Here is a 13,942-nt window from a genome sequence, read left to right on the forward strand (position 1 = left end):
AGTAACTGATTTTTAGTCAACTATCCTAAGTGATAGTCTAGATGTCCTTACACTTCATGAAGTATTACTTACTTCTAGTACGAAAAGTTGAAAAAAAGATGACTGCATAACTAAAATATTATAACGCTGGAACCATCTGTCGCTAGCGAGTGAAGCAGCTTATGGACAAAATGTTCGTTAGAAAAACTCTTACATCCGTATCTGAATATAAGAAACTATGGAGAAATCGGAACAGCAAGGAATTATTTCAAATCCAAATAAAGGTCGGTTTATATAGGATAGTGCAAATCCATTCTTATAGAGAAGGTACAAACCTTAGAAAAACGAAGGTTTGTACCTCTTTTGTGTGATGAACTTATTGATTATAATAAGGGCCATTTCCTGTGGATTTATTCAAGGACAACAACTGAGACACCGTTACGAATTGGTAGCCTTGCTTTTTTAGTGATTTAAGCATGTGGGGCAGCGCATCAGCTGTAGAAGCGTGAATATCATGCATAAGTACAATCGAACCTGATCTGATGTTTTTAGCAACCTCTTTATTTACAGCTTGAGCGTTCCGGCTTTTCCAATCCAGCGAATCCACAGACCATAAAATAATGGGTGTTTTCTGTTCTTTGGTGACTTTTTTGACTGATTCATTCATAGCACCATAAGGCGGACGGAATAGGGTTGGTTTTTCCCCAGTCGCATCCTCGATTCGGTCCGATGATTCTATGATTTGTTTGCGCACCTCACTCAGGCTCATATTCGCAAGATTTGGATGACTCTTGGAGTGATTGCCGATCTCGTGGCCGGCCTTAGCAACCTTTTTAGCCATATCAGGATAATACTCTACTTGTACGCCCAGCATGAAGAAAGTAGCTTTCGCGTTGTACTCCTTCAAAGTCTTTAGAACTCTAGGTGTCACCTTTGGGTGAGGCCCATCATCAAAGGTAAGAGCAACATATTTCCCTTTAGGATCAAGCGGAGGCTGAGTTGGTCTCTTCCCTTTTGGTTCATCGTTATTTTCATAATTAATATTCCATTTTTTAGTAAGGTCCTTCTTCAAGTAGGAATGCAAGGATTTCAGTGGAATGTTCACTTGGACCGTTCCGGCTGCACCAGCAGCGATCTCGTATTTATTAAAGTATAAAGTAAAGACTCCGTTACCTATGGACCATTTCCATCCAGATGGATTTTTTATAGATTTTTGAAGTTCTGCTTCGAATACATAAGAGTGAACGTTTTTCTGTTTCTTCAATTCTTCCTTCACGATGGACATAATATGGTTAACAGCTGCTTTGTCATAAGTCATGATATCAGATAAATTCAATATTTTATTTTCAGCTGTGTCGATATTAAAAGATTTTATTATCGATTGTCCATTAGCACCGCCTGTGGTGATTTGATAGGAAGTGAACACTAAACTATATAAATGGTCATTAATTTTATTCGTATCTACTGTAATATTCAATTCAGCACGATGATCGCCTTGAAGCGTTTTTGCACCGGTTTTAACCTGGGTTAAGAATTTCTTTTCCTGATCATTGACCCACGTCTGAATAGGAGTATTAATCTCCTTGCTGTTTGAGAGAACGTTGCTAATCGACAGTATATAATGCTTCGTATTCTTCGTCCTTGTTTCGATATTTAAGCCTGGGTATGCACTGGGCGACACTTCAACGTTCTCTGTAACGCTGTGGTTCCCAGCTAGAACATTTTGCACCATTAGATTGATTCCTAGAATCCCGCCAGCTAATACAATAAATCCAACCAGCCAAACGGGCCACCGTGTTTTCTTCCTTTTGTTCATTTCAAATCATCCTTATCTTTATTCTAGTCATAAAACTGCAAGTCATTGTCTATCATTTCTTCCGGCGATGGTGGCCCAAAACTATCGAAATACGATACCTGATGAAAAATCAACCATCAGTTATTCACATCAAACATCGATGACAGAAAGGCACCACTGAGTGCCTGCACTCTCGACAGATCGATAATGAGGAGCCACGCAAATCCCCCTAAGCCCATCATGCATTTTACTTTCGTCCTTATCTTTTTGATTTGTCGCTCATAGGCAGGACGCCGAGGTTGTGAAAAAAGTTTTCTCCAATTAATGTAATCAATGAAGAGAACAAAACAATTTCATGGAACTTCTGCCTTTAGAACTAAAAAAAGCATCCCGTAAGAAGAGAGTCTTCGGGATGCCACATTCAGAATAATCGTCATGTTTCCAGCATAAGACTTGAATTAATGTTGTACTTGTACATTTAGAATGTCGGACACAAATTGGATTGCACGTAAAACTGATTTTTATGAATCGAAGTGGCTGCGCCGAGCGCTTTGGGAGCCATTTTCGAGAAGAAGCAGGACTCCTCCTCGTAGGACGCGCTTGTCCACTGCTCATTTTATGCACTTTTGCAGACTTTGCGGCTGAACCTCACTACACTTCATATACAAGAGATTCTGTGCAATTTCGAGCAAAACGATCATCACGCCATAGGCTCCCTTAGTAAGCTGCCACCTTTTTCAGATCCAACTTTACTGCGACTTCTGGCTTCATATCATTCGGCTTTGCCTCAGAGGCTGGCATTCTTCAAATTGAAACGGAACTCCGGTGAACCCACATATCCCGGCGCGATACTGTATTTCGGGAAGACGATAACCAGTTCGCCTTTTTCAATATAAAACGACTGTTCCGTGAACGTCCCTTTGAATTCTTCCAGGAAGTATTGATCGGGATCCTTTCTCATTTGCGCAAGAATATCTGCATCAAGCTTTTCTTTGTAGTTAGAACCGAGGAGATCCTCCAGTGTCACGCGCTGAGCCGCATAGGCATTTTTCAAGTTGTAGGTATCGATCCGGGGCATGCTTGTTCCGCCCCTGTAACCTTCCGTGATTACTTCAAGCGAAACTACTCCTGCCGGGTTTCCAGTTCCGTCCGACTTTAGCTTATAGCTGACGTAAAATTCATAGGGGTGGAACTTCTGGTGATTTACTTTTGCCTTTTTGGCCGTTTTTGCGGCATCCTTCTCCCACTGAGCAAGATCCTTTTGCGCACGGGATAAAAGGATGCCATTCAGTTCATTCTGGTATCTGGTGTCCAGCATGCCGTCCAGCTGCGGTACCTTGATGTTCACAATAAGGTTCTTGCTTGTTGTGCTCAGTACCTTCTCCACGATTTTCACTCCTGTAGCCAAAGGGACGGTTGAATGTACCTTAGAGCTGACAGTTACGTTCGCTGAAACAGGTGCCGAGGCCAGCGCATTTGCAGATAAGCTCGCTGCGCCCACGCCGAGCATGGCTACACAGCCCATGGCCCCCATCTTCATGTATTTTATCGTTTTCTTTTTCATAGCTTTCATCCTCCATCTCTTTGTATGAGTGTCTAATCACGCACACTCATTGGCTAGACGCATGAGATGGCACAGAAAGTTTTAGAAAATTAAAAACAGAACAATGTCTCTTCGACGTTTGCGATTGCCCCATTCATCCTTCTGCATGATAGTGATGAAAAGACAATGACAGTCCAAGCTTTGCTTGAAATAATTGAGAAATTAAAAGGACGGGGCTATGAATTCAAAGTACTAACAAAAAAAACCGGCGCGGGGTACCCCATCACCGGTCTCTTCCATTACTTAATGTATTTGTTATTAATCAGAACGTCTTTCAACACATCCGTGGGAATGACGAATTCCACAGAACCCATATAGCCTGGCGCAACGTCATATTCGTTGAAAGCAATCACCAGCTTGCCGTCGTTGTTGATATAGAAGCCTTGATCCTTCGCGATGCTCTGGAACTCACTGGTGATCGGCACGTCGGTAGCTCCCGGAGCCCAGTAAATCTTATTAGGGTCCGCTTTCATTTGCACCTGCATCTGCTCTTTAACGTTGTCGCTGATGAGCCGTACATAACGATCGTCCTTGAACAGCATCGGCAGAGTTATGAGGATTTGGTTTTTCTTATCGATCGTATCAAACTGAAGCTCCTCCGAGGATGAAGCAGCGGTCTTGACCACGTATCTTTGTATAGATAAAATCTCGTCGTTGTCCGTCTTTACTTCATATCCGACATCAAGTCCCAGATGGCCTCCGCCTTGCTTCTTCAATTCGCTGATTTCCGCCTGGAACTTTTCGTAAAGCGCTTTGTTCTCCTTCATATATTTCTCGTTCAACCCGCTTTGCAACTGCTCATTCTCCATATCGGTAATGGAAGGCACTTTGATAATCGCATTGTAATTAGACTCGTCAACCACGTATTCCTTGAACGTGAGCACTTGGATAACCCGGTCCACACCCGGTATGGATGACAATGCTTTCGCTACAGGAGGGCTCACATTGATCGCAACAAGGAACATGACCGCAGCCGCACTGGAAACAGCTAACCATCTGTAATTTGAGCCGCGGCCCCTCCTTCCCTCCTTAGAGAATTTATGAATCGATTGGTTTACAATGCTATCCAATTCATCTGGAATGGGTATTTCTTGATATTCTTTTCGCAGCTGTTCCATGTTATTGTTCATCTTACTCGATCTCCTTTGGTTGTTTCATCATTCATTTTGATTCGCAATAGCTGATGCGCCTGATACAGCCTTGTTTTAATCGTATTCACATTCTCATCCAGCACAGCCGCAACTTCTTCGATCTTCATGTCTTCAAAATATCTCAGTATAATGACGCTCTTGTATTTATCCGGCAAGGATTCGAGCATTCGCTTCAAATCAATGTCCGTATACGTATCTTCTTCCCCGGGGCTGTAGGTTTCGATCATTTCATGATCCATCGCCTGAACCTTTTTGTTACTGCGCAGAAAATCCAGGGCGGTATTCACCACAATCCGGTAAAACCAGCTTTTGACCGCATCTGGGTTCTTCAAAAGTTCGAGATGCGTCATCGCTTTGTATATGGAGTCTTGTACGATATCCAGGGCATCATCCTTATTTTTGACATAGCTATACGCAAGTCGGTATACGTTCTCTTTATGCTCGGTAATACAGTGTGTCAGAATTTTTTCAGTTTTCCTATTGAACATGGCCGATTATTCCTTTTCTATATAAATCTTTTGTCGTAACAAGAAGTAAGACGTATACGGGTTCCCAAAAAGTTTTGGCATCCAAAATTTTTTTTCACTTCTGCAAATCGTTCAAGGCCCTCACAAGCAGCTCAGCGTAAACCTCGGTGCCTCTATTAAATGCACCTCGTCCTTTTAAAAATAATCTTCCCATCCTTCACTTGCCGAATACCAGTCTACTACCGATGACCGAATTCATTTGAAACTTTTGAAGGTTTCTTTCCGAAAAAACAATGTATCACTCGGAACCAAAAGTCATTTGGTAGTCTGTAGCGCCTTTGTCGTTGTAGGCTTTCTATAGTAACGATATTTCATACTTTTAATCCGTCTTCTTCTGATCTGCGCCGGTGGAACCACGCTCCCCTCCCTCATTTCCTACCCTGCCACTACCAAAAAATATGTCACCACCATGCAATTAAAAAAAAGTCGTTTCGCAGCGAAACGACTTCTTTCTTTTATAGGTCAACTAAGTACTTTCTTTCTCTAATTCCCACTTTTCCTCAACCTCTGTATGTTAAAATATAGTAACGTCTTAGCCTATCTCTTATTGAATATAGTTATTTAGGGAGGTCAATTTTCGAATGACAAAAACCCATAGAATCAATAGGCCACGCGGAAAAATAGTTGCAGCTGTATTAACTGCAGTGTTCATTTCACTTGCAATGGGGATATATCACTATGTCCCTATAGATGAAAGATTAGAGAATACTTACTATTATTCATTCGGGTATAAATTTGCGGTTGGATTATTGATTAACCTCGCTATTTTACTTTTCTTACTTACGCCACTTTCTATATTGGTGGATGGATTACTTTTATACAGAAAAAAAGATAATACGTATAAAAGATTGCTCGTTGCAATCGTTGCATATGGTCTATTAGGCTGCATAGGTGGGATCATCTACTCGATATTTACACGTAACTTCAATACTTTTTCTGCTCAAACTATCCACATTGTTGTATGTTCTCTTGTCTTTTTAACCTTCCAGTTGGTATTAAATCGGAGTTTTCTTCACTCATCTTCATACCGATAAATAGATTGCCTGCCTTCACTCAACTCCAAACAACTTGTACCGGATATCAATCTTCCCATCTTTCACCCTCATCTGAACCTCTCCCATCTGATCTGTCCGATAAATATCTGACCCGGTAGCCTCCAGACGTTCCATCACTCCCGGATTGGGATGCCCATATGTATTGTTAACTCCTGCAGATATCACAGCGGTTTTGGCGTTCCAGTATTGGAGCCAGGCTTCGGTGGACGACGTTTTACTACCATGATGAGCGACCTTTAGAACGTCAATGGAGACAGATGCTGAAGCATCTTTTGAATCAACCTGCAACGGACGTGTAAGTACCCTTTGTACAACTCCCTCTGTAACTCCAATGTCCGCACCTTTCTGTTCAAACTGGGTAGCCAACGAGCCATCCTGAATCATATAGAGCAGGTCCTGCTCGGCCGCAGCATCCATATCCCCGGTGAACAACATGGAAGTCCCGGCCATTTCCAGCAAAAAGATAACGGAATCATGATTCTGATGTTCAGATACAGGCAAATTGCCTGATTCATTTACGTCCATATGTGCCAGATCCGGAGCTATAAAATGTAAACTTGTCTCTTTATCAGCCTTATAGGACATGCCCTGCTGAATGGCGTATAGAGGAATTTTTCGTTCCATGGCTGTATTCAGTAACTTATCAAAGTTTTCTTTACCACTGGTTGTGCCATTAAACATGAAACGTTTAACCGGAATCTGTTCCAGCACCGCCTGTAGTCCTCCGGCATGATCCTGATCGGCATGCGTTACAATTACAGTGTCCAGTTGATGGATACCTCTTTTTTTCAATAGAGGAACAACCACCTTGGCACCTACCTCATACGGATCACGTCTTGTTTTCCAAGATTGTTCGGTGTTCCCAAAACTAACCGTTCCCCCGCCATCCACCAGAATGTGTTTGCCTTCCGGGGTTGTAATCAATGTGCTGTCCCCTTGCCCAATATCCAAAAACTGCACGATGCCGGTTCCAGCAGGCTTGGGAGTCTGATATGCCCACCATAATCCAGCAATAAAGCTGATTGCGAGCAACCCGCACAACCATTGCTGAGCTTTACTCATTCGTTCATGTGCATAATAACCTGCACCTCGTGTAGTAAATGCACTTGTATACTCCGGCCAGGCAATACTGGCTCCTAATGTCGTTAATGAAGTTTCTTTTCCATCTACACGGTTCTTACCTTGATCCTGTACCACGGTAGACATCGAAGAGCGAATGCCCATATTCGCCATTGAAACTGAAGGTTGCCCCCTCACAAGAGGAGCCGTCTCTTCCTCAACAAACGCTGTTTCTTGCTGCTCACCATTGCCACGATGCAACAGGTAGAGTAAGGCATACAACACAGCATAATATGCGGCAATCCATAACAAGGACGGTGTTGCCCAGATCAATACAAAACCTGGCAGGCTGTTCATCCACTCCACGCTTACAAAAGTCAGTTGATTCAGTTGCATCACTATCCATGCGAGGGGTTTCGCCAAGGGAACCCATATGAATGACAGTAACATGGCGACCGTCCCCAGAGGTAATACAATGGCACTAATCAAAGAAACCAGCAGAAAGTTGGCCACAAATGAGAGTAATGAGAACTGATTGAAATACAGAATGGTTACTGGGAACGAAATCAACTGAGCGGTCACTGTAACGGATGCCGTTGCAGCCAGAGATTTCGGCCAGCCGCTGAACAGCCGGTTAATCAATGGCATGTAGATCATCAAACCTGCGGTCACGAGAAAGGATAACTGGAAGCTCACGCTTAGCAAAAAGTACGGGTCCCACCACATCATCAGCAACGCTGCTGCACTGATCATCTGAAGACCGTCTCTCGCGAGGCCACGGCGTGCCATGTACAACCCAATCATGGACATCATTCCTGCCCGAATCACTGAAGGTGAACCTCCGGATAACAGTACATAAGCTGGCACCAGGATCAGAACAATCGTGAGTGCCGTCTCTCTGGTAAGCCTTAGCCAAGATAGAATGAGAAGCAACGAAGCAACATATACAGCGACATGGGTTCCGGAGATTGCCAGGATATGCGTTAGACCGAGTTGTGAAAACTGACCATAGGTACCTGGATCGATATCAGTAGCCATCCCGATAATAAGACCCTTCATATATCCAGCATGAGGCTCTGGAAATAACTGCTCAACCGCCGAGCCCAACTTATGCCTAGTCCAATCCGTCCACCTTAGTATGTTATATTGTCCAAGTCCCTCAGGAGCAACTGCTGTTACCGAACTGGCTCCTTTCACTTTGAACAACCAGTGGATATGCAGGGTACGCAAGTAACTGCGATAATCAAATCCGCCAAAGTTCCTAGCTTCACCAGGAAGGACAAAAGAACCATTAAGCGTAATCAAATCGCCCCTCTTCCAGCCCGCTGCTATCTGTTGTTCTTCTTCCTCCAACAGTCTGACTTGTACCATCAATTGTTCATCTATGTTGAATGCAGATAATACTGTTGCCAGATCTGTATCTGCTAACGAATCCAATGTTGGCAATATTGAAGACATCTGTATCTTAAAGTCAGCCCGATCTCCATCAATACGTACATCTGACACCAGCTCACCCTGAATTTCAGCTGACCATCCGTCCAACTCATGAGTAGCGATATGCATGGTCTCCGGCAGACTACTATGATTGCGTGCGTCATTCCACTCCCAATGTGCAACACCTCCAATAAAGGCAGCAAGTAAAAATAAAACAGACCATCCACGCACATCCATAAAACGAAGTAAAAGTGGTAAACATGCCAGAGCTCCAATTAACCCCCAGATTAATGCCCAGCCTGTTAACGCACATGCTATCCCGCTCCCGCACAACCAACAAATCGTAAAACTTAATAACGGTCTGCCTTTCATTTCTCCCCCTCCTTCATTTCACCCGTTGAACGCAGAAAAGCCCCCGGAAAGCCAATTCAGGCTTGCCGGAGGTTCTCCCTCACATATTCGACCATATTCACATTAATTGCTCACAGTCATCATCGTTTCCCGCGGGGGCTGGTAATTCTCCAGCCTGCGGAACGTTATGCCCTTCTGTTCCATCATATTGGTAACCTTGCCGGTATCTTTAGGATAAGAACGATGAAACACGATTTCTGTAATCCCGCTATTCGCCAGCATATTGGCACATGTCCAGCACGGTTCGTCGGTCACATACACGGACGAGCCTTCGCGGTCGATTCGATCTGTGAATAAAAGTAAATTTTGCTCCGCATGAATTGTGCGAATACATCTTTGCTTTTTCACCATTTCATCTTGCCCATCGGTCACGACCAACTCATACTCTTCCGATATCATGCAACCTGCTTCAGAACAATCCGGGACGCCGGTGGGTGCACCATTATAGGCTGTTCCCAGCAGTTTCTTTCCCTGAACAAGAACGGCACCCACATGACGACGCGAACAGCGGGAACGGGTGGAAACCATATACGCGATGTCCATAAAATACGTATCCCAGTCCTTGCGTACCTCAGTACTCATGCTGCATTCCTCCCGCTTGATACAATTTATATTTTAATTTTACCGGATCTGCACATACGGCGCCATCTTCTCCAGCATCTTCATCCCGATTCCTTTGACCTTTGTCAGATCACTGACTTTCGCAAAAGGACCATGTGCATTCCGATAATCCACAATAGCCTGAGCTTTTTTCTCTCCGATTCCGGGAAGCTCCGTAAGCTTGGAGACAGGCGCTGTATTCACATCAATCTTGCCATTGTCGCTAACTTCCTCACGAACTACAGATGGATTACTGCCTAATACCGTCTCGGAAGTAACCGAAGGATTCGAATTCGTACCCTGCACAACTGGTTCAGTCGAATTTGAGGTGGCCGGTGGATTATCATTCGTCTGACTTGTAGTTTGAACAACTGAATCACCTTCAACCCCAACGCTCGCAAGCTCTTTAGACTCTTCTGCCTTTGTCTCATTCCCAGTCTGCATCCCACTTGCATCCGCTCCCGAAGATGCTCCTGTATTGCCCTGAACCGAAGTAGCCGACTGTACAGCAGGGAGTTCCTGCTCTATCGTCGGCTTCTCGGTGCCGAGCTGCAAGGGTTCCCAGCCACTAGGTGGTTGTTCACTTTTGCCCGACCATAATATAAGTATACTTCCAACCACCACAGCAGCAATGGTCATCCCTTTGTTCCATCTCATTCTTCCACACCTCTCCCTGAATTCAAAATCATTCATTTCGAACACGGGCGGTGCTTCCGAACCGTTGAACTTTCCTGATGAAACAAGTTGTGCATTTTTCATGTCATGTGAAACAGGTCCTCACGCATAGAATAGAGGGAATGAACTGCGCCAGTACCGTAAAGCATGAAAGGAGGCCTGAAACAATGAAGGTTGGATTTATCGGAACCGGCAGCATGGGCAGCCTGCTAATCTATGCCCTGATCCAATCGGGTGCACTTGAGCCCCGGCAGATCGCGGCCAGCAATCGAACCCCGTCCAAAGTACGTCAGTTATCCCTCCGTTACCCCGGTCTGCATGAATCCCAGAGCAATCGGGAAACGGTGATCCGAAGTAATATCATCTTCCTGTGCGTGAAGCCGCTTGAATTCAAACATGTTATTGACGACATCCTGCCTGTCGTGAATCCCAATCATATAATTGTCTCGATCACCAGTCCCGTGCAGCTGCGACATCTGGAATCTTCACTTCCTTGCAAAGTCTCCAAGGTAATTCCCAGCGTCACACACCAAGTCGGCAGCGGAGCATCCCTCTGCATACATGGCGAACGAATGACCAGTGAAGACCGCGCTGTGTTGGAAAGTCTGCTCAGTCATATAGGCAGGCCGTACCAAGTGGATGAAGCCTGTACACGAATCACATCCGACTTCTCCAGCTGCGGACCTGCATTCATATCGTTCTTTTTGGAACAGTGGATCGAAAGTGCAGTGAAGCTGACAGGTATCAAAAGGGCAGATGCCTGCGCTCTGGCTGGCGAAATGCTCCTGGGAACAGGCAAGCTGCTCACCGAAGGAGGATACACCCCGCAAGAGCTTCAGGCTCGTGTCGCTGTACCTGGCGGTATTACCGCTCAGGCACTTGCACTGCTGAAGGTTAGTCTTGACGGCGTTTTCGACAGCCTGATCCACACGACACATGACAAATATGATGAAGATTTGTTAAAGCTGGATGAACTATTCCGAACCGGTGAGATTAACCGGCAACAATATTAACGAGTTTGCCTGGAACGGCAATGACCTTACGAATGGTCTTGCCTTCCAGCGCCTGCTTAACAGGTGCCAGCTCCATCGTAAAGTCCTGCATACCCTGTGCATCCAGATCCTTCGCGATTGTAGCACGAGTTACAATTTTACCATTTACCTGAACAACGATTTCTACTTCCGCATCCACTGTCATGGACTCATCATATTCAGGCCAAGCCACGTAAGAGATTCCACCTTCATGACCCAAACGACTCCACAGTTCCTCTGCCATATGTGGTGCCAGTGGTGACAACAGCTGCACAAATTTCTCCATCGCTTCACGAGGCAGTGTGTCCGCTTTGTATGCATCGTTGATGAAAATCATCAGCTGGCTGATGGATGTGTTGAAGCGCAGATGTTCCAGATCTTCCGTAACTTTTTTGATCGTTTTGTGAGCAGTCCGTTTGAACTCATCCGTTCCACCGTCCACCGTAATCTTGTCATTGATGGCTCCTGTGTCTTCGTTAATGAAGAGACGCCATACACGTGACAGGAAGCGGTGCATGCCTTCAACCCCGTTTGCATTCCACGGTTTTGTCGCTTCCAATGGTCCCATGAACATCTCGTACAGACGCAATGTATCTGCACCGAATTCATTCACAATTTCATCCGGGTTAATGACATTACCACGAGATTTACTCATTTTCTCATTATTGGTACCCAGGATCATACCTTGGTTGACCAGTTTGTGGAAAGGCTCTTTGGTCTCCACAACACCCAGATCATACAGCACTTTGTGCCAGAAACGAGCGTACAGCAAGTGAAGTACGGCGTGCTCTGCTCCGCCAATGTACAGATCAACTGGCAGCCACTGCTGCTGTTTCTCCTTGGAGATCAGTTCCTTGTCATTGCGCGGATCGATAAAGCGCAGGTAATACCAGCAGCTACCCGCCCATTGTGGCATGGTATTGGTCTCGCGACGTGCCTTCATTCCCGTTTCCGGATCTACCGTATTCACCCACTCCGTAACATTCGCCAGTGGTGATTCTCCTGTACCCGAAGGTTTGATCTGGTCGATATCAGGCAGCAACAGTGGAAGTTGATCCTCCGGTACGGTCTTCATCGTTCCATCTTCCAGATGCAGAATCGGGATTGGCTCCCCCCAGTAACGCTGACGGCTGAACAGCCAATCGCGCAGACGATAAGTCACTTTTCCTTGTCCTTTACCGTTCTCTTCCAACCAAGCAATCATCTTGGCAACCGCTTCTTCATTGTTCAGTCCGTTCAAGAAATCGGAATTCACATGCGCGCCATCACCCGAATATGCCTCTTGTGTAACGTCTCCACCTTGAATAACCTCGATGATATCCAGACCGAACTGCTTCGCAAATTCCCAGTCACGCGCATCATGACCCGGAACAGCCATAACCGCACCTGTACCGTAACCTGCAAGAACGTAATCAGCAATCCAGATCGGCAGTTTTGCACCATTAACAGGGTTGATTGCATAAGCGCCAGTGAATACACCTGTTTTGTCTTTGGCCAAATCTGTACGTTCCAGATCACTCTTACGAGAAGCCTGCTCCTGATAAGCCTGAATAGCTTCACGTTGGTCATCGGTTGTAATTGCTTCTACCAACTCATGTTCCGGAGCCAGTACTGCAAAGCTCGCACCGAACAATGTGTCCGCACGGGTAGTGAACACCTTGATAACTTCCTCGCGACCCTCAATGGCAAATACAACTTCCGCACCTGTTGATTTACCGATCCAGTTGCGCTGCATATCCTTGATGCTTTCAGACCAATCCAGCTCTTCCAGGTCTTCCAACAGACGCTCTGCATACTCGGTAATTCTCAGAACCCATTGACGCATCGGTTTGCGTACAACCGGATGCCCTCCGCGTTCACTCTTGCCATCAATAACCTCTTCATTAGCAAGTACCGTTCCAAGGGCTTCACACCAGTTAACTGCAACTTCGTCCACATAAGCCAGGCCTTTATTGTACAGCTGGATAAAGATCCATTGTGTCCATTTATAGTATTCAGGGTCCGTTGTACTGATCTCACGATCCCAGTCATAGGAGAAACCAAGCGATTTGATCTGGCGACGGAAATTGTCAATATTACGGAATGTAATATCTCGTGGATGTTCACCTGTATCCAGTGCATGCTGCTCAGCAGGCAGACCGAAAGCATCCCAACCCATTGGGTGCAATACGTTGTAACCGCGCATACGTTTGTAACGGGAAACGATATCTGTTGCCGTATATCCTTCCGGGTGACCTACGTGCAGACCTGAACCGGATGGATAAGGGAACATATCCAGTGCATAAAATTTCGGTTTAGCAGGGTCCTCACCCGTTTTAAACGTTTTATTTGCATCCCAGTATTGCTGCCAACTTTTTTCCATGACTTGTGGCTGATAGCCGTGTTTCGGCTGGTTATTCTCACTCATCTATTATTCCTCCTTCAGGTTATTCGCTTTAGCTTTAATTGCAACAAAAAAACCTCAGCATCCCGTAGCGTTTGCAGCGCTAGGGACGAGAGGTTGAATTCCCGTGGTACCACCCTAGTTAGCGGACGAACGTGCTTCGTCATCCACTCCCTTTGGACCTGTAACGGCGGTTAACCGATGCGGATTTCCATTCCTGAACCCAAGCTTTATACAAG

Annotated in this window: 10 protein-coding genes and 1 other annotated feature (1 of these 11 only partly in view); of the genes, 2 read left to right on the forward strand and 8 right to left on the reverse strand. The window is 45.3% G+C overall.

Features of this window, described 5'->3' with window-relative positions:
- Window positions 1–355: 355 nt before the first annotated feature.
- From MHI48_RS21850 to MHI48_RS21865, 4 genes are all read right to left on the reverse strand, one after another.
- Window positions 356–1,795 carry a polysaccharide deacetylase family protein gene (locus MHI48_RS21850; RefSeq protein WP_076328118.1) on the reverse strand — a complete coding sequence of 480 codons (1,440 nt, stop codon included), beginning with the start codon at window positions 1,793–1,795 and terminating at the stop codon, window positions 356–358.
- 766 nt (window positions 1,796–2,561) lie between these two features.
- A complete protein-coding gene (locus MHI48_RS21855; RefSeq protein WP_076250670.1) occupies window positions 2,562–3,338 on the reverse strand; it encodes a DUF3298 and DUF4163 domain-containing protein in 777 nt (258 codons plus the stop codon).
- Between the two features lie 278 nt (window positions 3,339–3,616).
- The gene (locus MHI48_RS21860) at window positions 3,617–4,507 is read right to left on the reverse strand and encodes a DUF3298 and DUF4163 domain-containing protein (RefSeq protein WP_076254424.1); all 891 of its coding nucleotides are present in this window, start codon (window positions 4,505–4,507) and stop codon (window positions 3,617–3,619) included.
- Window positions 4,504–5,016 (reverse strand): RNA polymerase sigma factor, encoded by a 513-nt coding sequence (locus tag MHI48_RS21865; RefSeq protein ID WP_036615117.1) that lies wholly within the window; start codon window positions 5,014–5,016, stop codon window positions 4,504–4,506. Before MHI48_RS21865 ends, MHI48_RS21860 begins: the two co-directional genes overlap by 4 nt.
- 620 nt (window positions 5,017–5,636) lie before the next feature.
- Between MHI48_RS21865 and MHI48_RS21870 the strand changes: the two genes are divergently transcribed.
- Window positions 5,637–6,089: a hypothetical protein gene (locus MHI48_RS21870; protein ID WP_036615118.1), complete on the forward strand. Its 453-nt coding sequence runs from the start codon at window positions 5,637–5,639 to the stop codon at window positions 6,087–6,089.
- Window positions 6,090–6,104: 15 nt separating this feature from the next.
- On the opposite strand, the gene MHI48_RS21875 is transcribed toward MHI48_RS21870, so the two are convergent.
- The 3 genes from MHI48_RS21875 to MHI48_RS21885 form a co-directional block, all read right to left on the reverse strand.
- Window positions 6,105–8,975 (reverse strand): ComEC/Rec2 family competence protein, encoded by a 2,871-nt coding sequence (locus tag MHI48_RS21875; RefSeq protein WP_076328119.1) that lies wholly within the window; start codon window positions 8,973–8,975, stop codon window positions 6,105–6,107.
- Between the two features lie 102 nt (window positions 8,976–9,077).
- On the reverse strand, window positions 9,078–9,596 hold the full coding sequence (locus MHI48_RS21880) for a deaminase (RefSeq protein ID WP_076328120.1): 519 nt from the start codon (window positions 9,594–9,596) through the stop codon (window positions 9,078–9,080).
- 39 nt (window positions 9,597–9,635) lie between these two features.
- Entirely contained in the window at window positions 9,636–10,271 is a 636-nt protein-coding gene (locus tag MHI48_RS21885) for a helix-hairpin-helix domain-containing protein (protein ID WP_076328121.1), read from the reverse strand.
- A gap of 185 nt (window positions 10,272–10,456) precedes the next feature.
- Here MHI48_RS21885 and comER point away from each other — a divergent pair, with 185 nt between their 5' ends.
- Complete coding sequence (comER, locus tag MHI48_RS21890) at window positions 10,457–11,302, forward strand: late competence protein ComER (protein ID WP_076328122.1); 846 nt, start codon at window positions 10,457–10,459, stop codon at window positions 11,300–11,302.
- Here the strand turns inward: comER and leuS are convergent.
- On the reverse strand, window positions 11,283–13,727 hold the full coding sequence (gene leuS / locus MHI48_RS21895) for a leucine--tRNA ligase (protein ID WP_036668549.1): 2,445 nt from the start codon (window positions 13,725–13,727) through the stop codon (window positions 11,283–11,285). The genes comER and leuS overlap by 20 nt on opposite strands.
- 78 nt (window positions 13,728–13,805) lie before the next feature.
- Window positions 13,806–13,942: a binding site (T-box leader), on the reverse strand (it continues 133 nt past the right edge of the window).

Source organism: Paenibacillus sp. FSL H7-0942, from assembly GCF_045040715.1.
Taxonomy (GTDB): domain Bacteria; phylum Bacillota; class Bacilli; order Paenibacillales; family Paenibacillaceae; genus Paenibacillus; species Paenibacillus amylolyticus.

Coding starts and splice junctions, on each gene's coding strand:
- MHI48_RS21850 (WP_076328118.1), bottom strand. CDS start 1,795: ATGAACAAAAGGAAGAAAACACGGTGGCCCGTTTGGCTGGTTGGATTT.
- MHI48_RS21855 (WP_076250670.1), bottom strand. CDS start 3,338: ATGAAAAAGAAAACGATAAAATACATGAAGATGGGGGCCATGGGCTGT.
- MHI48_RS21860 (WP_076254424.1), bottom strand. CDS start 4,507: ATGAACAATAACATGGAACAGCTGCGAAAAGAATATCAAGAAATACCC.
- MHI48_RS21865 (WP_036615117.1), bottom strand. CDS start 5,016: ATGTTCAATAGGAAAACTGAAAAAATTCTGACACACTGTATTACCGAG.
- MHI48_RS21870 (WP_036615118.1), top strand. CDS start 5,637: ATGACAAAAACCCATAGAATCAATAGGCCACGCGGAAAAATAGTTGCA.
- MHI48_RS21875 (WP_076328119.1), bottom strand. CDS start 8,975: ATGAAAGGCAGACCGTTATTAAGTTTTACGATTTGTTGGTTGTGCGGG.
- MHI48_RS21880 (WP_076328120.1), bottom strand. CDS start 9,596: ATGAGTACTGAGGTACGCAAGGACTGGGATACGTATTTTATGGACATC.
- MHI48_RS21885 (WP_076328121.1), bottom strand. CDS start 10,271: ATGAGATGGAACAAAGGGATGACCATTGCTGCTGTGGTGGTTGGAAGT.
- comER (WP_076328122.1), top strand. CDS start 10,457: ATGAAGGTTGGATTTATCGGAACCGGCAGCATGGGCAGCCTGCTAATC.
- leuS (WP_036668549.1), bottom strand. CDS start 13,727: ATGAGTGAGAATAACCAGCCGAAACACGGCTATCAGCCACAAGTCATG.